We start from the raw sequence: 20546 nt of genomic DNA, 5'->3' as shown, positions 1-20546 counted from the left end.
AATTATCGTGCCGAAACGCCGGGCATCAACGGTGTTTATTCTCCAGCCACAGCACGGTGGCGGCCACGCGCGACCGCACATCCAGCTTACGCAGGAAGTTGCGGATATGCACCTTCACCGTCTCTTCCGAAATATGCAGCGCGGCGGCGATCTCTTTGTTGGAGAGGCCGCGCGCCACCTCCTGCAGCACGTCCAGCTCGCGCTCGGTCAGCGTCTGGAACGGGTTGGCGCTGTGGGCGCGGGTCAGCAGATAATCGCGTACCACGCTGCTGTAGACATTGGCGCCCTGCGCGCCGTCGATAATTTGCTGCAGCAGCACTTCCGGCTCGCTGTCTTTCAGCAGATAGCCGTCCGCGCCGGCGTCCAGCATGGCGTAAATATCGCTGCGTGTATCGGAAACCGTCAGCACCAGAATGCGCGCCGCCACGCCCTCATTGCGCAGCGCCTTCAGCGTATCAAGCCCGGACATGCCTTTCATATGCAGATCCAGCAGGATCACGTCCGGCGACAGCCGACTGGCTTCCGCCAGCGCCTCGGTGCCGTTGTTGGCTTCGGCCACCACATCAAAATGGCGGTCCAGCTCCAGCAGCTGACGAATGCCCCGCCGCATCAGCGGGTGATCGTCGACCAGCATCACGGTAAAATGTCGATTGTCCATGGTACTCCCAGGCATAGAGCGCCAGCCTCGGCTGGCTGAATAAAAATGATAATCAGGGGATTATCCCGTTACTGTTTCTGCCGCCTGCGCGGGGAAACGCAACAGCAGCCGCGTTCCGGCCGCAGGCGTGGTCTCCATCCGCAGTGTCCCGCCGAGCCGCTGCGCCCGCTCATGCATAATTGTCAGGCCATAATGGCCGGCCGGCTCCTCAACGGAGGCGAGTCCGCAGCCGTCATCGCTGATGCTGATATGGTGTTCGCCGTTTTCCAGCGTGGCGCAGCTTACCTCAATATGGCTGGCATTGGCGTGGCGAATCGCGTTCAGCACCGCTTCGCGTACGATCTGCAGAACATGCACCTGCTGCTGCGCCGTCAGCGCGTCAAAACTTGATGCGCAGTGCAGCGCGATTTCGGCGGAGGTCTGCTGCTGCAGCGGCGTCAGCATCGCCTGCAGCGCCGCCGGCAGGCAGGCTTCATCCACCGACAGACGAAAGGTGTTCAGCAGCTCGCGCAGCTGGCGATAGGCTTCCGCCAGCGCCCGATCGAAATCGCCGATAATCTGCTGCGCCGGCTGCTGCTCCGGCGTGATGGTGCGCTTCAACAGCGTCAGCTGGATACGCAGAAAAGAGAGCGCCTGCGCCAGCGAATCATGCAGCTCGCGCGCGATAGTGGCGCGCTCCTCCATCAGCAGCAGCTGTTGCTGCTGCTTTTGCGCCTGATGGATCCAGATCGCGCGCGCCAGCAAATTGCCGACGCTCTGCATCAGCGGCGCGGGCGTCTGCCGATCCCCTTCCTGCCAGCGCAGCTCGCCGCCGGGCTGATTCTCCTGCTGCAGGGTTAAACGCTGCCAGGCTTTATCGGGCTGCGGCGTGCCCAGTGAGAACTGCCAGCTTTCGCCGGCGTCCAGCGCCAGCGCGGTCAGCTTCGCGCGCCGGAAAACAATCTCCATCACCTCGGTGATGGTCGGCTGACCCAGACTGCTGACCGCCAGCGCCTGCGACGCCTCATAGAGGATGGTCAGGGTTTGATTGGCCGCCAGCAGATCGGCGGTACGCGCCTTGACGGTGTTTTCCAGCTCGCTGTAGTGGCGTTCCAGCTCGCCTGACATGCGGTTAAAAGCATTGGCCAGCAGCCCCAGCTCATTACTCAGCGAGGTGTCCAGCGGCGGATAGTGGAAGTTGCCTTGCTCAATATAGCGGCTGGCCTGTGCCAGTTGATTCAGTGGTTTGACTACCTGACGGCGCGTCAGGCGAATGGTCCAGAAGGCGAGGGCGACGATAGCGATAAAGCCAATCGCGCTGGCCAGCGCCACCAGCTGCATTTTACGCTCCGCGTAGCGTTGCAGATCGTAGACGAAGCGATCGATTTCGCCAACGTAGCGCGCCACATGCTGCGAATAGCGCTGCGGCTCGCCGCTCAGCAGATCCGCCTGCAGCAGGGTCCAGCTGACTTTCAGCTGACCGTAGCGGTTACGCACGTTCTGCGGTACGTAAAAGCGGCTCAGATGCTGTAGCACCGGCGCGTTCAGTGACTGCTGATAGGCATGCAGATGCGCCGCCAGTTCCGGAGAGCGGGTATCGGCATCCCACGCCAGGCGATAGCTCTGCATACGCAGTGAGCCGGCGAGATTGATCATCTCCGCGTCGCGCAGGCTGCCGGCCAGGGTCAGCAGCGCCAGGCCGGTGGAAAGCACCGACAGAATGACGATGCCGGCCAGCGCACGCGCGATAGGACTGGTAACGGAACGTTTCAACATGAGAAAACTTAACTCGAAAAAGAGCGCTCATCATAGCCTGAAACGGCAGAGGACGCAGCGGTGTCAAGTCAAATTAGCAGCAGGAAAACGCGTGGCAGGCGGCTTTATCGTCGGCGGCGAAAGAGATTATGCTTCCGCGCGGGAGCGCCGCTTTGAGCAGCGCGGCACTGACCACACTTTTCGTAACCGGGCGTTAACTTGCGCGTTACTTTTCTGACGGCGCACACGATGAGATCCCGCTTTTACGCCAGCGCCAGCACGGCGTTGTCGCTTTTTAGGTTGTGCCACAAAAATTACAAAAGAGTAAAAAATTTCGCTGTTGGGGTTTTGCTTCCCCACAAGAGAACGGTTAGGATTCATCGCCGTAAATCCGCTGTGTCGCCACATTACAACACCCAGATCTTCAGCGGATTTACCCCCAGGACTCCCTGTAACGCAAACGTTTGGTTATTAAGGAAGAATGGGCTGAGCGGACAGAAGCTCCTTTATCGGACAGGACAACAGGAAAGGCAATGAAAGCAACCAAGAAAACGGCAGCGGAACAGCGCGCTGCCAGAAGACGCTGGCTGAATTCACACGATGCTGGCTACCACAAGGCGATGGGCAACCGTCAGGTGCAGATGATTGCCATCGGCGGCGCTATCGGTACCGGTCTGTTCCTCGGTGCGGGCGGGCGCTTACAGGCTGCCGGTCCGGCGCTGGCGCTGGTGTATCTCGTCTGCGGCATATTCTCCTTCTTTATTCTGCGTGCGTTAGGCGAGCTGGTATTGCACCGGCCCTCCAGCGGCAGCTTTGTTTCTTATGCGCGTGAGTTCCTGGGCGAAAAGGCGTCCTACGTTGCCGGCTGGATGTATTTCGTCAACTGGGCGATGACCGGCATCGTCGATATCACCGCGGTAGCGCTCTATATGCACTACTGGGGCGCGTTCGGCGATGTGCCGCAATGGGTGTTCGCGCTCGGCGCGCTGGCCATTGTCGGCACCATGAACCTGATCGGCGTGAAGTGGTTCGCTGAAATGGAGTTCTGGTTCGCGCTGGTGAAAGTGCTGGCGATCGCCATTTTCCTCGTGGTTGGCGTGGTCTTCCTTGGCAGCGGCAAGCCGCTGGATGGCAATGCCACCGGTTTCCATCTTATTTCCGATAACGGCGGGATGTTCCCGCACGGGCTGCTGCCGGCGCTGGTGTTGGTGCAGGGCGTGGTCTTCGCCTTCGCCTCGATCGAGCTGGTGGGCATCGCCGCCGGCGAGTGTAAAGAGCCGAAAAAAGTGCTGCCAAAGGCGATCAACAGCGTCATCTGGCGTATCGGCCTGTTCTATGTCGGCTCCGTAGTGCTGCTGGTACTGCTGCTGCCCTGGAACGCTTACCAGGCGGGACAGAGCCCGTTTGTCACCTTCTTCTCTAAGCTGGGCGTGCCCTATATCGGCAGCATTATGAACATCGTGGTGCTGAGCGCCGCCCTGTCGAGCCTTAACTCCGGCCTCTACTCCACCGGACGCATTCTGCGCTCGATGGCGATGGGCGGCTCCGCGCCGCAGGCGCTGTCGAAAATGAGCAGCCAGCAGGTGCCGTACGCCGGTATTCTGGTGACCATTGCTGTTTATGTGGTGGGGGTGGTGCTGAACTACTACGTGCCGTCGCAGGTGTTTGAGATCGTGCTGAATATCGCGTCGCTGGGTATTCTCTCCACCTGGGCCTTTATCATTGTCTGCCAGATGCGTCTGCGTAAGGCGATCAAAGAGGGCAAGGCGGATGATGTCAGCTTCAAGCTGCCGGGCGCGCCGGTCACTTCCTGGCTGACGCTGCTGTTCCTGCTCAGCGTACTGGTGCTGATGGCATTCGACTACCCGAACGGCACCTTTACCGTGGCGTCCATTCCGCTGATTGCTCTGGTGCTGGTGCTGGGCTGGTTCGGCGTGCGCAAACGCGTTCACGCGGTCGCGATGACGGAACATGAGCATCAGGAACCTGCCGCTTCAGAGCAGCAGGCCACGCTGAACGAGCATCCTTCTAAATAAGCTGTTGCTGCGGCGGACGACGAACCGGTCGTCCGCCGCTTTTCTCCCGCCTTATCCCGTTAACTTCTCCGCGCCGCTGACGGTTCCGGTGTCGGCTGCAAACACCCGGCTGCCATGTATGCCCCGGTTTATTCTGCCCGTGACCGCTGCCGCCTACGCCCCGGTTTTATTCTGCAAATACCAGACTGCCGCCTCGACGCGCGATTTCAGCTGCAGTTTTTTCAGCAGGTGTTTTACATGCACCTTCACCGTGCTTTCGGTGATGTTGAGCTTGCGGGCGATAGTTTTATTGGGCAGGCCGCGGGCAATTTGCCGCAGAATATCGTGTTCCCGGCGCGTCAGCTGCTGGATATCGCGCTGTGCTGCCGGTGGCGTTTCGCGCAGGCTGCTGATCAACACCGTGGTCAGGGCATCGCTTAACACCATCTGGCCAGCCGCCGCCTGATGCAGCGCGGTCAGTAGCGCCTCCGGCTCCATATCCTTCAGCAGATAACCATCTGCGCCGCGCTTCAGCGCGCTGACCACATCCTCTTCGTCATTAGAGACGGTAAACACCACGATGCGGCCTGACAGGTCGATGCGCCGCAGCCGGTCCAGCGTCTCCAGCCCGTTAATGCCCGGCATATTCAAATCGAGCAGAATCAGGTCGGGATCGTGCTGTTCGGCCAGCGCAATGCCCTGTTCGCCGTTGCCTGCCTCAGCAATCACCTGCAGCTGCGGATCAAGGCTGATAAGCTGCTTAACGCCATTACGCAGCATGGGATGATCGTCAATCAGAAGAATGGTGGCGGCGTCATGGGTAGTCATACTGGCTCCGGTTAATCAGGGTGTCGACGGCAGCGGCAAGGTCGGATAAAGCGTGACCAGAGATCGATTCTCAGGCGCAGGGAGGCCTGGCGACCGCTATTTTTCATTATTCTTAATGTTTTCCTTATACCTCTAAAGGAGTATCACCAATGGAACAAAATTCGCGTTAAATCCATTATAAAGGCAGGGGTAAGATTTTAATCTGTTGTTTTTTAGGCTAATAATCATGCCACAGTCGCTACTCATTTAGTAGACTGGATACAATTGCAGGCGGAAACTAACTGTTTCCCCGTTGATTTATGTCAACTCCGCACGCTAAGCGACCCGGCAGGATGTGCGCAGTTTTCATTCCTTCACCGGGGTTGTTATGTCAAATTTAGCCACGCCATCAGAAAAAAAAGCGTCGGGCGCCGTGATTCAGGACTGGCGGCCGGAAGATGCCCAATTCTGGCAGCAGTACGGTAAACGTATTGCCAGCCGTAACCTGTGGATTTCCGTATTTTGCCTGCTGTTGGCCTTCTGCGTCTGGATGCTGTTCAGCACCGTTGCCGTTAACTTAAACAAGGTCGGCTTTAACTTTACGACCGATCAGCTTTTCCTGTTAACTGCGCTGCCCTCGGTTTCCGGCGCTATTCTGCGCGTCCCTTATTCGTTTGTCATTCCCTTAGTCGGCGGCCGCCGCTGGACCGCTTTCAGCACCGGCTTTCTGCTGCTGCCCTGCCTGTGGCTCGGTTTCGCCGTGCAGGATCCGCAGACGCCATTCGCTATTTTCGTCACCATCTCTCTGCTGTGCGGCTTCGCCGGGGCGAACTTCGCCTCCAGCATGGGCAATATCAGCTTCTTCTTTCCGAAGGCGCAGCAGGGCGGCGCGCTGGGCATTAACGGCGGCCTGGGCAACCTCGGCGTCAGCGTAATGCAGCTGCTGGCGCCGGTAGCCATCTCCTTCGCCATTTTCGATTTCTTCGGCGGCCAGCAGCAGGCCACCCTCGACGGTAGCCCAATGTGGCTGGAAAATGCCGCCTGGATTTGGGTGCCGCTGCTGTTTATCGCCACGCTTGCCGCCTGGTTCGGCATGAACGATCTCGCCGCCTCGAAGGCCTCGCTGCGCCAGCAGCTGCCGGTACTGAAGCGCGCGCATCTGTGGGGGCTGAGCCTGCTCTATCTCGCCACGTTCGGATCTTTTATCGGTTTTTCCGCCGGTTTCGCCATGCTGTCGAAAACGCAGTTCCCGGATATTGTGATCATGAAGTATGCCTTCTTCGGCCCGCTGCTCGGCGCGCTGGCGCGCTCGGCCGGCGGGGTGATCTCCGACCGCTTCGGCGGCGTACGGGTGACGCTGATTAACTTTATCGCCATGGCGCTGTTTACCGCGCTGCTGTTCCTGGCGCTGCCGGCAGAGGGCGAAGCGGGATCCTTCCCGCTGTTCTTCGGCATCTTTATGGTGCTGTTCTTAACTGCCGGCCTCGGCAGCGGTTCGACCTATCAGATGATCGCGGTTATTTTCCGCAAAATCACCTGGGATCAGGTAAAAGCGCGCGGCGGCAGCGATAAAGAAGCGCAGCAGGAAGCGGTGACGGATACCGCGGCGGCGCTCGGCTTTATCTCCGCGATTGGCGCGGCGGGCGGCTTCTTTATTCCGCAAACCTTCGGCCTCTCTCTGGCGATGACCGGATCGCCGGCCGGCGCCATGAAAATCTTCCTGGTGTTCTATGTCGTGTGCATTTTGATCACCTGGCTGGTTTATGGCCGTAAAGCGGCGCGTTAACCGCCAGAAAACGGCCCTGCCGCAAAGGCAGGGCCGTTTTTGATCGCGGGTTCCACAGCCCGCAGCCTACCCCCAAATAGCCGGCAAACAGCCAGCATGGGATACCTCAGGAAAATTTAGCCCTTTTATCGATTAAATTCATGGGGTTATTAAGCGAAAAGCGTTGCCACTTTAGGGGTAGACGCCAGGGCGCCATCGGGACGGCAAATGAGCTGACTTGATCGCAATCAAGCGGCCCGCGTCGTCAGCTCAGTAGGCTGACGCCCATCAACAAAAGCAATGTCGTTTAGCCATTTATAACAACACCGAGCCTTCAGGAGAATTCCGGATGAGCAAATTTCTGGATCGGTTTCGCTACTTCAAACAGCTAGCTGAACCTTTTTCTGGCCAACACGGCCAGACACTCAACACCAACCGGGACTGGGAAGATGGTTACCGCAGCCGTTGGCAGCATGACAAAATCGTGCGCTCCACGCACGGCGTCAACTGCACCGGTTCCTGTAGCTGGAAAATCTACGTCAAAAACGGCCTGGTCACCTGGGAAACGCAGCAAACCGACTATCCGCGCACGCGTCCGGATCTGCCGAATCATGAACCACGCGGCTGTCCGCGCGGCGCCAGCTACTCCTGGTATTTGTATAGCGCCAATCGCCTGAAATATCCACTTATGCGCAAACGCCTGGTGAAATTATGGCGTGAAGCGAAGGCGCAGCACAGCGATCCGGTTGACGCCTGGGGCGCGATCGTCGGCGATGAGGAAAAAGCGAAAAGCTACAAAGTGGCGCGCGGACGCGGCGGCTTTGTGCGCTCCAGCTGGCAGGAAGTGAATGAAATTATCGCGGCGGCCAACGTCTATACCGCGAAAACCTTCGGCCCGGACCGCATTGTCGGCTTCTCGCCGATCCCGGCGATGTCGATGGTCTCCTACGCATCGGGCGCGCGCTACCTGTCGCTGATCGGCGGCACCTGCCTCAGTTTCTATGACTGGTACTGCGACCTGCCGCCCGCCTCGCCGATGACCTGGGGCGAGCAGACCGACGTGCCAGAATCGGCCGACTGGTATAACTCCTCCTACATTATCGCCTGGGGCTCCAACGTCCCTCAGACGCGTACCCCGGATGCCCACTTCTTTACCGAAGTGCGTTACAAAGGCACCAAAACCGTGGCGGTCACGCCGGATTATGCCGAAGTCGCCAAGCTGTGCGATCTCTGGCTGAATCCGAAACAGGGCACTGACAGCGCGATGGCGCTGGCGATGGGCCATGTGATGCTGAAAGAGTTCCATCTCGATCGCGAAGTCAGCTACTTCCGCGACTATGTGCGCCGTTACACCGACATGCCGATGCTGGTCATGCTGGAACCACGCGATGGCGGCTACTACGCGGCGGGCCGTATGCTGCGCGCCAGCGATCTGGTGGACAACCTCGGCCAGGAAAACAATCCGGAATGGAAAACCATCGCCATCGATGGCCTGAGCGGCGAGCTGGTGGCGCCGTTAGGCTCGATCGGCTACCGCTGGGGCGAAGAGGGCAAATGGAACCTGGAAGCGCGCGAAGGTCAGTCGCAGCGCGAAGTGGAACTGCAGCTCAGCCTGCTCGGCAGTCACGATGAGGTAGCGGAGGTCGGCTTCCCGTACTTTGGCGGCACCGAAAGCGAACATTTTAACAGCGTGGCGCTGGATGAAATTCTGCTGCATAAACTGCCGGTGAAACGTCTGCAGCTTGCTGACGGCAGCGAAGCGCTGGTCGCCAGCGTCTACGATCTCACCCTGGCCAACTACGGCCTGGATCGCGGCCTCGGCGACGCCAACTGCGCCGCCAGCTATGATGAAATCAAAGCGTATACCCCCGCCTGGGCGGAAAAAATCACCGGCGTTTCCCGCCACCAGATGATCCGTATCGCGCGCGAATTCGCCGAAAACGCTGAAAAAACTCACGGCCGTTCGATGATTATCGTCGGCGCCGGCATGAACCACTGGTTCCATATGGATATGAACTACCGCGGGCTGATCAATATGCTGATCTTCTGCGGCTGCGTGGGACAGAGCGGCGGCGGCTGGGCGCACTACGTCGGCCAGGAAAAACTGCGTCCGCAGACCGGCTGGACCCCACTGGCCTTCGGCCTCGACTGGCAACGTCCGCCGCGTCATATGAACGGTACCTCATTCTTCTACAATCACTCCAGCCAGTGGCGCCACGAAACGGTGGCGACGGAAACGCTGCTGTCGCCGCTGGCGGACAAGTCGCGCTTCCAGGGCAGCCTGATCGATTTCAACGTGCGCGCCGAACGCATGGGCTGGCTGCCGTCGGCGCCGCAGCTGGCGACCAACCCGCTGCATATCGCCGCCAAAGCGGCCGCCGCCGGCCAGACGCCGGTCGATTACACCGTGGAGAGCCTGAAAAGCGGCGCGCTGCGCTTTGCCGCCGAGCAGCCTGATAATCCGCAGAACTACCCGCGCAACCTCTTCGTCTGGCGCTCCAACCTGCTTGGCTCCTCCGGCAAGGGCCATGAGTATATGCTCAAGTATCTGCTGGGCACCGAAAACGGCATTCAGGGCAAAGACCTGGGCGAGCAGGGCAGCGTGAAGCCGCAGGAAGTGGAATGGCAGGACAATCCTGCTACCGGCAAGCTCGATCTGGTGGTGACGCTCGATTTCCGCATGTCCAGCACCTGCCTCTACTCCGACATCGTGCTGCCGACGGCCACCTGGTATGAGAAAGACGATATGAATACGTCGGATATGCATCCGTTTATTCATCCGCTCTCCGCCGCCGTCGATCCCGCCTGGGAAGCGAAAAGCGACTGGGAAATTTATAAAGGCATCGCCAAACGCTTCTCTGAAGTGTGCGTCGGCCATCTCGGCAAAGAGACTGATGTGGTAACGCTGCCGATGCAGCATGACTCCGCCGCCGAGCTGGCGCAGCCATTCGGCGTGAAAGAGTGGAAGAAAGGCGAATGCGATCTGATTCCGGGCAAAACCGCGCCGCATATCATTACCGTTGAACGCGACTATCCGGCCACCTGGGAGCGCTTTACCTCCCTCGGTCCGCTGATGGACAAGCTGGGTAACGGCGGCAAGGGCATCAGCTGGAATACCCAGACCGAAGTCGACCTGCTGAAAAAGCTCAACTACGTCAAGCATGACGGCCCGGCAGCCGGTCGCCCGAATATCGACAGCGCTATCGATGCCGCAGAGGTGATCCTGACGCTGGCGCCGGAAACCAACGGCCACGTGGCGGTGAAAGCCTGGGGCGCGCTGAGCAAAATCACCGGTCGCGACCATACGCACCTGGCGCTGAACAAAGAAGAGGAGAAGATCCGCTTCCGCGATATTCAGGCGCAGCCGCGTAAAATTATCTCCAGCCCGACCTGGTCTGGCCTGGAGGATGAGCATGTCTCGTATAACGCCTGCTACACCAACATCCATGAGCTGATTCCGTTCCGCACGCTCAGCGGCCGTCAGCAGCTTTATCAGGATCATGAGTGGATGCGTGCTTTCGGCGAAAGCCTGCTGGTTTACCGTCCGCCGGTGGATACCCGCGCCGCACAGCCGCTGCTGAACCAGAAACCGAACGGCAACCCGGAAAAAGCGCTCAACTTTATTACGCCGCACCAGAAGTGGGGGATTCACTCCACCTACAGCGACAACCTGCTGATGCTGACGCTGTCGCGCGGCGGCCCGATCGTCTGGATGAGCGAAGAGGATGCGCGCGAGCTGGGCATTCAGGACAACGACTGGATCGAAGCGTTCAACGCCAACGGCTCGCTGACGGCGCGCGCGGTGGTGAGCCAGCGCGTACCGGCCGGGATGACCATGATGTACCACGCGCAGGAGCGTATCGTGAATATTCCTGGCGCGGAGATCACCGGTCAGCGCGGCGGCATCCATAACTCCGTGACGCGCGTCTACCCGAAACCGACCCACATGATCGGCGGTTACGCGCAGCTCTCTTACGGCTTCAACTACTACGGAACGGTAGGTTCAAACCGTGATGAATTTGTGGTGGTGAGAAAAATGAACAATGTCAATTGGTTGGACGGCGAAGGCAACGATGAGTGCCAGGGTACCCGTCAGGAGGCGCAGCAATGAAAATTCGTTCGCAAGTCGGCATGGTGTTGAACCTCGACAAATGCATCGGCTGTCATACCTGTTCGGTCACCTGTAAAAACGTCTGGACCAGCCGCGAAGGCATGGAATATGCCTGGTTCAACAATGTTGAAAGCAAGCCGGGCCTCGGCTACCCGCGCGCCTGGGAAGATCAGGAGAAATGGAAGGGCGGCTGGATCCGTAAAATCAACGGCCAGCTGCAGCCGCGCATGGGCAGCCGCGTCGGCGTTCTCTCGAAAATCTTCGCCAACCCGGATGTCCCGGCGCTGGATGATTACTACGAGCCGTTCGATTTTGATTATCAGCATCTGCACAATGCGCCGGAAGGCAAGCATCAGCCGATCGCGCGTCCGCGTTCGCTGATCACCGGCCAGCGGATGAAGAAAATCGAAAATGGCCCGAACTGGGAAGAGATCCTCGGCGGCGAGTTTTCTAAACGCTCGCAGGATAAAAACTTCGATAACATCCAGAAAGAGATGTACGGCCAGTTCGAAAACACCTTCATGATGTACCTGCCGCGTCTGTGCGAACACTGCCTGAACCCGGCCTGCGTGGCGACCTGCCCGAGCGGCGCCATCTATAAGCGCGGCGAAGATGGCATCGTGCTGATCGATCAGGACAAATGTCGCGGCTGGCGTATGTGCCTGACCGGCTGTCCGTATAAAAAAATCTACTTCAACTGGAAAAGCGGCAAGTCAGAAAAATGCATTTTCTGCTATCCGCGCATCGAAGCGGGGCAGCCGACCGTCTGCTCCGAAACCTGCGTCGGCCGTATCCGTTACCTCGGCGTGCTGCTGTACGATGCGGATCGCATCGAGCAGGCGGCCGCGGTGGAAAACGAGCAGGATCTCTATCAAAGCCAGCTCGATGTCTTCCTCGACCCGCACGATCCGGCGGTGATTGAGCAGGCGCTGAAAGATGGCGTGCCGCAGAGCGTGATCGACGCGGCGCAGCGCTCGCCGGTCTACAAAATGGCGATGGACTGGAAACTGGCGCTGCCGCTGCATCCCGAATACCGCACGCTGCCGATGGTCTGGTATGTGCCGCCGCTGTCGCCGATTCAGTCCGCCGCTGACGCCGGCGTACTGGATCAGCAAGGGGTGCTGCCGGATGTGGAAAGCCTGCGTATTCCGGTGCAGTACCTGGCGAACCTGCTGACCGCCGGCGATACCGCGCCGGTACTGCTGGCGCTGAAGCGTATGCTGGCGATGCGCCACTACAAACGCGCCGAGAGCGTCGAGGGCGTGACCGATACCAGCGCGCTGGAGCAGGTCGGCCTGACCGAAGCCCAGGCGCAGGAGATGTACCGCTACCTGGCGATCGCCAACTACGAAGATCGCTTCGTGATCCCTTCCAGCCACCGCGAGCTGGCGCGCGAAGCTTTCCCGGAAAGCAAAGGCTGCGGCTTCAGCTTCGGCGACGGCTGCCACGGCAGCGACAGCAAATTCAACCTGTTCAATACGCGCCGCATCGATGCCATCGACATCACGCGCCGCACTGAACGCCGGGAGGATGCCTCATGATTGCGTTACGCATTATCGCGCGTTTGCTGGACTATCCCGATCGGGCGCTGTTCGATCACCAGGCGGATCTGGAAGCCGCGCTGACTGACGCCCGCGAGCTGAACGACGCGCAGCGCGAACAGCTGCGGACGCTGCTACGCGACTTCAGCGCCTGCTCGCTGCTCGATCTGCAGGCGGACTACTGCGAGCTGTTCGATCGCGGCCGCGCCACTTCGCTGCTGTTGTTTGAGCATGTTCACGGCGAATCACGCGATCGCGGTCAGGCGATGGTCGATCTGCTTGAGCAGTATCGCGCCGCCGGCCTGGAGCTGGATAGCCGCGAGCTGCCCGATTTCCTGCCGCTCTACCTGGAGTATTTGAGCAGCCGCGCGCCGGAAGCGGCGCGTGAAGGGCTGGTGGATATCGCGCCGATTCTGGCGCTGCTGAGCGCGCGTCTGCATCAGCGCAACAGCCGCTGGGCCGGGCTGCTCGATCTGCTGCTGGCGCTGTCCGAAAGCGGCATTGCCGCCGAGGCGCTGGAGCCGCAGGTGGCGCAGGAAGCGCGCGACGATACGCCGCAGGCGCTGGATGCGGTATGGGAAGAGGAGCAGATCCGCTTCCTTGGCGAACAGGGCTGCGCGTCAGCACAGCAGGAAGCGCACCAGCGCCGCTTTGCCGGCGCGGTTGCGCCACAGTATCTGGACGTGGCGCAAGCCACCACGGGAATAACAGGACGCTGATCATGCACTTCTTGAATCTGTTTTTCTTTAATATCTATCCTTACCTGGCCGGCACGGTATTTCTGGTCGGCAGCTGGTTGCGTTATGACTACGGGCAGTACAGCTGGCGCGCCGGCTCCAGCCAGATGCTGGATAAAAAGGGGATGCGCCTGGCGTCGAACCTGTTTCACATCGGCATCATCGGCATCTTCTTCGGCCATCTGGTCGGGATGTTGACGCCGCACTGGATGTACCAATCCTTCCTGCCGATCGCCGTGAAGCAACAGCTGGCGATGGTGGCCGGCGGTATCTGCGGCGCGCTGACGCTGATCGGCGGCGCGCTGCTGCTGAAACGTCGTCTGCTGAATCCGCGCGTGCGCGTCACCAGTAGCACCGGGGATATCCTGATCCTGACGCTGCTGGTGATTCAGGCGACGCTGGGCCTGCTTACCATTCCGTTCTCTGCTCACCATATGGACGGCAGCGAAATGATGAAGCTGGTGGGCTGGGCGCAGGCGGTGGTCACCTTCCAGTCGGGCGCGGCGGCGCATCTCGAAGGCGTGGCGTTGATTTATAAAGTCCACATGGTACTGGGTATGACGCTGTTCCTGCTGTTCCCGTTCTGCCGCCTGGTGCATATCTGGAGCGCGCCAGTAGAGTACCTGACCCGTCGCTATCAGCTGGTGCGCAACCGCCACTGACAGCCTCTGCCGCAGACCGCCCGGTCTGCGGCGTTTTTGCCTTCTTCCCCTCTTTCATAATGTGAATAGCGCAATGGGAAAAGAGTAAGGCAGCCCTGACCCTTCCAGCCTGCATACAGCTCATTTCTTTCCGTCCGGGAAAGCGCGAGTCAGAGCGCCTCCGATACGCTTTGCCCTTCATTCGGTCTGCGCCCCTCGCTGGCGCGCAATTCGGATAGTTTTCGCACCCGGCCGGTTTTATCATCACTGACGCCTGTTTTAATGTCTGGAGTCGCTATGCCTGCCCCCATCAAACTGATCAAAGAGAAGCTGCTGTCGGAAAACTGGTTTGTGCTGCGTAACTACACCTACGAACTCACCACCCGCAGCGGTGAAATCCTGCGCCACAAGCGGGAAGTTTATGACCGCGGCAACGGCGCCACAATCCTGCTCTATAACCGTGAAAAGAATAGCGTGGTGCTGATCCGTCAGTTTCGCATGGCCACCTGGGTCAACGGCAACGAGGATGGCATGCTGATAGAGGCCTGCGCCGGGCTGCTGGATGACGATTCGCCGGAAGAATGCATTCGCAAAGAGGCGATTGAAGAGACCGGTTACGCCGTCGGCCAGGTGGAGAAGCTGTTTGAAGCCTATATGTCGCCCGGCGGCGTCACCGAGCTGATCCACTTTTTTGCCGCCGAGTATGATGAATCGCAGCGCGCCAGCGCCGGCGGCGGCGTGGAGGATGAGTCGATTGAGGTTCTGGAAATGACGTTCCCGCAGGCGCTGGCAAGGGTGAAAAGTGGCGAAATCCGCGACGGCAAAACCATTATGCTGCTGCAACACGCGCAGATTGCAGGCTGGCTGCGTGCCTGACGCGCCCGCCGCCTGCCTGGCGGCGCCGTTGCCGCGCCCGCGTTCAGGCTGCCGCCCTCACGCTGCAGGCGTGGGTACCCACCGTTTAACCGGCGACACCGTTGCCGCGCCTGCCTCTGACGTGACGCCCGGCATGGCCATCCGCCGCTTAACCGGCGGCGTCGAGGGCGTCCGGCGGGGCAATGGTTTCCACCCGCAGCGTTGGATGAGCCTGCAGCCGCGCCAGCGCATCGGCGTAAAGCGGCATGGCGTTCGCCGCGCCGGGACGCTCAACGCAGAGAGAAGTGTAGGCGGAAGCGAACAGCGCCGTCTGCTTTAAAGGTTCGCCCGCCGCCAGCCGTGCGGCGAGCGCGCCGTTAAAGGCATCGCCGGCACCGGTGCTGCCGGAAGGCTGCGCCGGAAACAGCGGGATACGGTACATCGCCTCGCCGTCGGCAAGCAGCGCACCCTGCGTCCCCAGGGTGATGATCAGCTGACGCACCCCTTTGCGATGCAGCGCCGTCGCCGCGCGTATCGCATCGTCAACGCCGCTGACGCTCACGCCGCTCAGCAGCGTGGCCTCGGTGCTGTTAGGCGTCAGCAGGTCAACTTTACGCAGCAGCGTATCGCTTATCTTTTGCCAGGGCGCCGGATTAATGATCACGAAGGTGCCCGCCGCGCGCGCGATATCCACCATGCGCTGAATAGCGCTCAGGTTATTTTCCAGCTGCATTAACAAGATATTGGCGGCGGCGACGGTCGGCTGGCAGCGCGCCACCTCCGCTGCGCTGACGGTAAGATTGGCGCCCGGATAGACCGAAATCATATTCTCCGCATCGTCGCCCGCCACGTAGATCAGCGCGTTGCCGGTGGGCTTTTCCTTGCAGGTAAACAGCGTAATGGTGTCAAAGCCGGTTTTTTCCAGATGGCGGCGGGCAAACTGGCCGAAATCGTCCTGGCCGACCTTGCCGATATAGTGAACGCGGGCGCCGGCGCGCAGCGCTGCGGTGGTCTGGTTTGCACCTTTGCCCCTGGCCCGGGCTGAACGCGCCGATTACGCAGATCTGTTGGGTTTTGTTGCGGTTAAGCACCGCGCGCCCGGCGCCGATTGGCCCCTGCGAGCCGAATGCCATAATGCCTTTCAGATCGGGATATTTGGACATCAGCTCATTGGTCGTGCGAACGGAACTATCAAGCGATTCGCCGACGCCGAACTTATCCGTTACCCGCTGCATCCGTGGATAGTGCTGCTGCTGATATTTCAGCGCTGCGTCGGTCCACTGCTGATGCAGCGGTACCGTCAGGCTACCGACATACATCGCGTACTGGCCCTCTTCATGCATACACTGCGCCAGCGCCTTCATATGGTTAATGCCGTGGGTATCGGCATCGATCAGCTCGAAATCCCAGTCGGCGTACTTCTGGCCGGGTGATTCATGGGTGATGATTTTGATGCCGGCGTCGTGAGCCCGCTTTAACACTGGCTCCAGCACCTGCGGATCGTTGGGCACCACGCCGATGATATCGACCTTCTGCGCGATCAAATCTTCGATAGCGCGCACCTGCAAAGCGGGATCGGCGGCGGTAGGGCCGACCTGCCAGGCATCGATGCCGCGTTTCGCCGCCTCGCTTTTAATGCCCGCTTCCATGGCGTTAAACCACGGAATGCCGCCGATTTTCACCACAATGCCCATCCGTAGTTTGTCGGCGGCGAAAGCCGGAGAGGCAGCAAACAGCGCGAGCAGGGCACAGAGGGTAAGGTTCTTTTTCATCGTATCTCCGTCGGGTTGCATCAGTAATTAATCAGCTGTACGGATTGCGCGCGCTGCGAACAGTCGATCACGTTCACGCCGTTCCACGCCAGCTCCTGCTGTAGGGCTTTATCTTTCAGGTTGTCGGTAATCAGAAAATCCACATCGCGGTAATGGCAAATACGGGCAAATGAGGGGCGGGAAAATTTACCGGCGTCCATCAGTAAATATTTCCTTTCCGCCGCCAGCAGCATCTGCTGCTTTAAATTCGCGCCGTTTTCATTACCCTCGCGTAAATAACCGTCGCTGCCGAGTCCGCTGCAGGAAAAAAAGATCTTGTTGATCAAAAATTCCTTTAACGGTAATTCCGCCACCACGCCATGAAAATCCTCATAGCGGTCAGAATATTCTCCACCGAGACAAATCGTGCGGATGTGGCTTTTTACCGCCAGCGCCTGAATGGTGCGCAGGGAATTGGTCAGCACGGTCAGTTCAATATCGGGCAGCTGCCGCGCCAGAAACCAGCAGGTGGTACTGCTGTCGAGCAGCAGACAGTCACCGACGGAGATAAAATCGAGCGCGCGTTTCGCGATCTGCATTTTTTGCTGCTCGTTTTCATTCATCCTTTGGCGAAAGGTCGCCTCATTTTCATGATATAACGTGCGGTTATGATTATTATTTCCCTGACGTCGTTGATTAATCACCGCGCCGCCGTGGCTACGCTGTAAAATACCGTTTTTTTCCAGCTGGCTCAGATCGCGGCGAATCGTTTCCTGCGAGACGCGACATGATTTAACCAGTTCATTAACCAGCACCCGACCATTCAGATTTAATTCCTCAATGATTTTTCGCTGACGCTCAACAGGCAACATGATTTCCTCCGGTGCAATAAAAGTAATGGATAGCGGGATCGCAAAATGTGCCCTGGACAAAACTCCCGGGGCGAGAAAAACGTGACGGATAAATAAGTGACTGTCTTCCTGTTAAATATGCAAAGAAAGATTCTTATTTCACTTTTGTGTGATTATGATCACAAATAACCCCGCTGTTTTGCCGTTAAGCCTCTATTAATGCCACAGCGAAACCCGTTTGACAGAAAAAATAACGTGACCGGTTCTGCCCGTTTATGCGTGTTTGACCGTTTTATGACGCCGCCGCAGAGTCCGAGAAATCCGATTGAGGTCATGCGGAGGGCAAAGGATGATGAATCATGCCGTTACGTTAACACCCTGGTTTGTTCAGACGCGCTTCCGGCCTCTTTTCCCGCCGGGCCGGAGAAAGGCATGTTGAACCGCCGTCGTTGCGCTATCATCAATGAATTAATTTAGGGATCGGGTCATTAAATGCCTTACTGGATGAAATCGCTGTTGTTGCCTTTTCTTTTTATTGCCAGCGCGCAGGCGGCGCCGTTGCAGAAGACATTTACCGACTGGCAGATCACCTGTAATAACCTTAATTATTGTGTGGCCCGTAATCTTCCCGGCGATAATGGCCTGGTGATGACCCTTTCCCGCCATGCCGGCACTAACGATCGCCCGCTGTTGCGTATCGATTACGGCAACCGCTATACGGGCGAGCTGAAGGGCGCTGCGCTGCAGGATAATTTACTGCTCGATCAGCAGCGTCTCCGGCCCGATTTCAAACACTGGACCGTTGAGCCTCACCACCTTGAGACGGCGCACGCCATCGCTATCGATGAGTTTTTGGGGCAGATAATGAACGCCGACAATATCCAGGTGACGTGGCGCCCGCAGGCGACCATTTCGTTACATGGGCTGAAAGCGGCACTGCTGCTGATGGATGATATACAGGGCCGCGTCGGCAGCCTGAGCGCCTGGATCAAACGCGGCAATCGCCCGGCCTGGGATGTGCCGCCGGAGCCGGCATTGCCGGTGATGCGCTCACCTGAGCGTCCGCCCGCCGCGCTGACGCGCGAAGAAACCACCGGGCTTATCGATTACGGCACCTGGCGTGTCAACGCTGATGAATGCTCGCTCGATCCGATGCGACGCGAAGTGAGCGTCGCGCCATTGACCGACAGCAAAGCGCTGCTGCTGGTCAGCTGTGAAATGGGCGCTTACAACATGATCGATCTCGCCTTTGAAGTGACCCGCGTGCAACCCTATCAGGCGCGCGGCCTGACGCTGACGCTGCCTTTCGTTCCGCCGACGCGCAGCGAAAAGCAGATGGAAATCATCAACGCCGAATATGATGTCGCCACCGGGCAGCTCTATACCTACGCCAAAGGCCGCGGTTTAGGGGATTGTGGCAACGCCACGCGCTGGCAGTTTAACGGTCAGGAATTTACCCTGGCGGAGTATGCGGAAGAGAGTACCTGCGACGCCTGGCACGGCAGCGACGAGTGGCCGACACTGTGGGTGAGCCAGCGCCCGACGCCACCCTGACAGCACGCCCTCCGGCTCTCGCCGAAGGGCGGAGAAAGCGGATTAACGGGAAGCGGATTCGCTGCTCTGACCAATCGCCTGCACCATCATTGGCGAACCGGTTTTGTTGCCGATAAGCTCTGTCAGCAGGTCGTTAACGCCGTCGCTCATGGCGCGGAAGCGCGTCAGGTTAGTACGCGTTACCACCACAAACACGCCAACGTTATGCTGCGGCACCATTGCCATATAGGTGATAAAGCCGCCGCCGCCGCCGGTTTTTTGAATAATGCCCGGATGCCCGTCAGCCGGCGCCATATAGACCCATCCCATCCCTAAGGCTTCCGCCTTGCCCGGCACGTCCATGCCTTCCACTTTGGTCAGCTGGCTGCGCTGATAGATAAGCGTTTGCAGACGATCGATTTGCGGCGTGCGCACGTTAATGTCGGAGTTCAGAAACTGCTGCATCCAGCGGCCCATATCCTCAGGCGTGGAGTAGACGCCGCCGCTGCCGATGGCGGCCAGCGTGTTGCTGCAGGGGCTGGCGCCGCGCTCCGGCACCATCAGCCGACCGCACTGTTCCGGCGAAGGAGTGAAGGTGGTGTCTTTCATTCCCAGCGGACGCGCGATCAGCTGACGAAACAGCGCAGGGTAAGGCGTTCCCGCCGCGCGCGACAGCGCGTCCGCCAGCAGATCATAAGCAAGATTGGAGTAGGCGGCACGCACGCCGGGCGGCGAGGTGAGCTGCGCCTGCTGCAGCCAGCTCCAGCGATCGCTTTTGGTGGGCCAGACAAAAACCGGGCGGCCCGCTTTACCGCCGGGCTGCTCGCGCGGCAGCCCGCTGGTATGAGTCGACAGATGGATCAGGCGCATCGGCTGGCCGGCATAATCGGGCACACGTGCGCCCGGCGGCGCATATTTCGCCAGCGGATCTTCCAGATGGATGCGGTCCTGTTCGGCCATTTTCAGCATGACTTCGCTGGTCATCAGTTTACTGAGCGAGGCGATGCGGATCAGCGAATCTTTCTGCGGGCGCGTCTGATTGCCGGGGCGGGTTTCGCCGAAACTGGCGAAAACGCGCTGGTTGCCGTCTATCGCCACCAGCGCCATCCCGGTCGCGGCGGTGCCGTAAAAGATGTGTTCGGCATAACGATCAACAATTTGCGAGGCCAGAAGGGGATCCGGCGACGTGGCGGCCGTAGCCTGGCTGCGCAGCGGCAGGGTGGCAAAGAGTGCGGCCAGCAAATAAAAGCGAGTTTTCAACGGAGACAATATCCATCAGGTTAAGCGAAAGGTAAATTATAGTAATCGCTTTCCCGGCGACGGAAAGAGGGGAGCAGCACTATTTTTTGCCGCTTTATCTCCTCAGCGCCTGTCGGCGTGGCGATGAGGCGGATGCGCCCGATTGCGCAGACGGTTGCCGGCCGGCAACCGTCTGCGCAATCGGGTACAGGCCTTCGCGGGCGACTGAAGAGAGGCCATCGTTAAAAGCCAACGCTAATTTATCCGCTGTTTTCGCCGGAGAGCGAAGGCCGCTGAGTAAAATAAGC

General features: G+C 59.3%; 13 protein-coding genes and 2 pseudogenes. 8 read left to right on the top strand and 7 right to left on the bottom strand.

The window, feature by feature from the left end:
- Positions 1-25 precede the first annotated feature (25 nt).
- Positions 26-658 carry a response regulator gene (locus C2E15_RS15610; RefSeq protein WP_104958182.1) on the bottom strand — a complete coding sequence of 211 codons (633 nt, stop codon included), beginning with the start codon at positions 656-658 and terminating at the stop codon, positions 26-28.
- A gap of 60 nt (positions 659-718) precedes the next feature.
- Positions 719-2413: a nitrate/nitrite two-component system sensor histidine kinase NarQ gene (gene narQ / locus C2E15_RS15605; RefSeq protein ID WP_104958181.1), complete on the bottom strand. Its 1695-nt coding sequence runs from the start codon at positions 2411-2413 to the stop codon at positions 719-721.
- 512 nt (positions 2414-2925) lie between these two features.
- Between narQ and ansP the strand changes: the two genes are divergently transcribed.
- The gene (ansP, locus tag C2E15_RS15600; RefSeq protein WP_104958180.1) at positions 2926-4428 is read left to right on the top strand and encodes an L-asparagine permease; all 1503 of its coding nucleotides are present in this window, start codon (positions 2926-2928) and stop codon (positions 4426-4428) included.
- Positions 4429-4581: 153 nt separating this feature from the next.
- On the opposite strand, the gene narL is transcribed toward ansP, so the two are convergent.
- Positions 4582-5235 carry a two-component system response regulator NarL gene (gene narL, locus C2E15_RS15595; RefSeq protein ID WP_104958179.1) on the bottom strand — a complete coding sequence of 218 codons (654 nt, stop codon included), beginning with the start codon at positions 5233-5235 and terminating at the stop codon, positions 4582-4584.
- 367 nt (positions 5236-5602) lie between these two features.
- Between narL and C2E15_RS15590 the strand changes: the two genes are divergently transcribed.
- From C2E15_RS15590 to nudK, 6 genes are all read left to right on the top strand, one after another.
- Entirely contained in the window at positions 5603-7000 is a 1398-nt protein-coding gene (locus C2E15_RS15590; RefSeq protein WP_104958178.1) for a NarK family nitrate/nitrite MFS transporter, read from the top strand.
- 328 nt (positions 7001-7328) lie between these two features.
- Positions 7329-11090, top strand: coding sequence for a nitrate reductase subunit alpha (locus C2E15_RS15585; protein WP_104958177.1), 3762 nt, complete (start codon positions 7329-7331; stop codon positions 11088-11090).
- Entirely contained in the window at positions 11087-12631 is a 1545-nt protein-coding gene (gene narH / locus C2E15_RS15580; RefSeq protein ID WP_104958176.1) for a nitrate reductase subunit beta, read from the top strand. The genes C2E15_RS15585 and narH overlap by 4 nt, the downstream gene beginning before the upstream one ends.
- On the top strand, positions 12628-13350 hold the full coding sequence (narJ, locus tag C2E15_RS15575; RefSeq protein ID WP_104958175.1) for a nitrate reductase molybdenum cofactor assembly chaperone: 723 nt from the start codon (positions 12628-12630) through the stop codon (positions 13348-13350). Before narH ends, narJ begins: the two co-directional genes overlap by 4 nt.
- A gap of 2 nt (positions 13351-13352) precedes the next feature.
- Entirely contained in the window at positions 13353-14030 is a 678-nt protein-coding gene (gene narI, locus C2E15_RS15570; protein WP_104958174.1) for a respiratory nitrate reductase subunit gamma, read from the top strand.
- A 276-nt stretch (positions 14031-14306) separates the two neighbouring features.
- The gene (gene nudK, locus C2E15_RS15565) at positions 14307-14885 is read left to right on the top strand and encodes a GDP-mannose pyrophosphatase NudK (RefSeq protein ID WP_104958173.1); all 579 of its coding nucleotides are present in this window, start codon (positions 14307-14309) and stop codon (positions 14883-14885) included.
- A gap of 148 nt (positions 14886-15033) precedes the next feature.
- Here nudK and C2E15_RS15560 read toward each other — a convergent pair.
- From C2E15_RS15560 to C2E15_RS15550, 3 genes and pseudogenes are all read right to left on the bottom strand, one after another.
- A pseudogene (locus C2E15_RS15560) lies at positions 15034-15894 on the bottom strand (ribokinase); the annotation flags it as partial.
- Positions 15893-16636, bottom strand: a pseudogene (locus tag C2E15_RS15555) (substrate-binding domain-containing protein); the annotation flags it as partial. The pseudogenes C2E15_RS15560 and C2E15_RS15555, both read right to left, overlap by 2 nt.
- Positions 16637-16656: 20 nt before the next feature.
- Positions 16657-17487 carry a DeoR/GlpR family DNA-binding transcription regulator gene (locus C2E15_RS15550; RefSeq protein ID WP_104958170.1) on the bottom strand — a complete coding sequence of 277 codons (831 nt, stop codon included), beginning with the start codon at positions 17485-17487 and terminating at the stop codon, positions 16657-16659.
- Positions 17488-17958: 471 nt separating this feature from the next.
- On the opposite strand from C2E15_RS15550, the gene C2E15_RS15545 reads away from it, so the two are divergent.
- Complete coding sequence (locus C2E15_RS15545) at positions 17959-19020, top strand: DUF1176 domain-containing protein (RefSeq protein WP_104958169.1); 1062 nt, start codon at positions 17959-17961, stop codon at positions 19018-19020.
- 42 nt (positions 19021-19062) lie between these two features.
- On the opposite strand, the gene ampH is transcribed toward C2E15_RS15545, so the two are convergent.
- Entirely contained in the window at positions 19063-20259 is a 1197-nt protein-coding gene (ampH, locus tag C2E15_RS15540; RefSeq protein WP_104958168.1) for a D-alanyl-D-alanine-carboxypeptidase/endopeptidase AmpH, read from the bottom strand.
- Positions 20260-20546: the final 287 nt, after the last annotated feature.

The sequence above is a fragment of the Mixta gaviniae genome, from assembly GCF_002953195.1.
In the GTDB taxonomy this organism is placed as follows: domain Bacteria; phylum Pseudomonadota; class Gammaproteobacteria; order Enterobacterales; family Enterobacteriaceae; genus Mixta; species Mixta gaviniae.
The sequence above is the reverse complement of the archived record's forward strand: the minus strand, read 5'-3'. Positions and strand labels throughout refer to the sequence as shown.

Excerpts from the sequence above, each read along its gene's own strand:
- C2E15_RS15610 (WP_104958182.1), bottom strand. The coding sequence starts at position 658 with ATGGACAATCGACATTTTACCGTGATGCTGGTCGACGATCACCCGCTG.
- narQ (WP_104958181.1), bottom strand. The coding sequence starts at position 2,413 with ATGTTGAAACGTTCCGTTACCAGTCCTATCGCGCGTGCGCTGGCCGGC.
- ansP (WP_104958180.1), top strand. The coding sequence starts at position 2,926 with ATGAAAGCAACCAAGAAAACGGCAGCGGAACAGCGCGCTGCCAGAAGA.
- narL (WP_104958179.1), bottom strand. The coding sequence starts at position 5,235 with ATGACTACCCATGACGCCGCCACCATTCTTCTGATTGACGATCATCCC.
- C2E15_RS15590 (WP_104958178.1), top strand. The coding sequence starts at position 5,603 with ATGTCAAATTTAGCCACGCCATCAGAAAAAAAAGCGTCGGGCGCCGTG.
- C2E15_RS15585 (WP_104958177.1), top strand. The coding sequence starts at position 7,329 with ATGAGCAAATTTCTGGATCGGTTTCGCTACTTCAAACAGCTAGCTGAA.
- narH (WP_104958176.1), top strand. The coding sequence starts at position 11,087 with ATGAAAATTCGTTCGCAAGTCGGCATGGTGTTGAACCTCGACAAATGC.
- narJ (WP_104958175.1), top strand. The coding sequence starts at position 12,628 with ATGATTGCGTTACGCATTATCGCGCGTTTGCTGGACTATCCCGATCGG.
- narI (WP_104958174.1), top strand. The coding sequence starts at position 13,353 with ATGCACTTCTTGAATCTGTTTTTCTTTAATATCTATCCTTACCTGGCC.
- nudK (WP_104958173.1), top strand. The coding sequence starts at position 14,307 with ATGCCTGCCCCCATCAAACTGATCAAAGAGAAGCTGCTGTCGGAAAAC.
- C2E15_RS15550 (WP_104958170.1), bottom strand. The coding sequence starts at position 17,487 with ATGTTGCCTGTTGAGCGTCAGCGAAAAATCATTGAGGAATTAAATCTG.
- C2E15_RS15545 (WP_104958169.1), top strand. The coding sequence starts at position 17,959 with ATGCCTTACTGGATGAAATCGCTGTTGTTGCCTTTTCTTTTTATTGCC.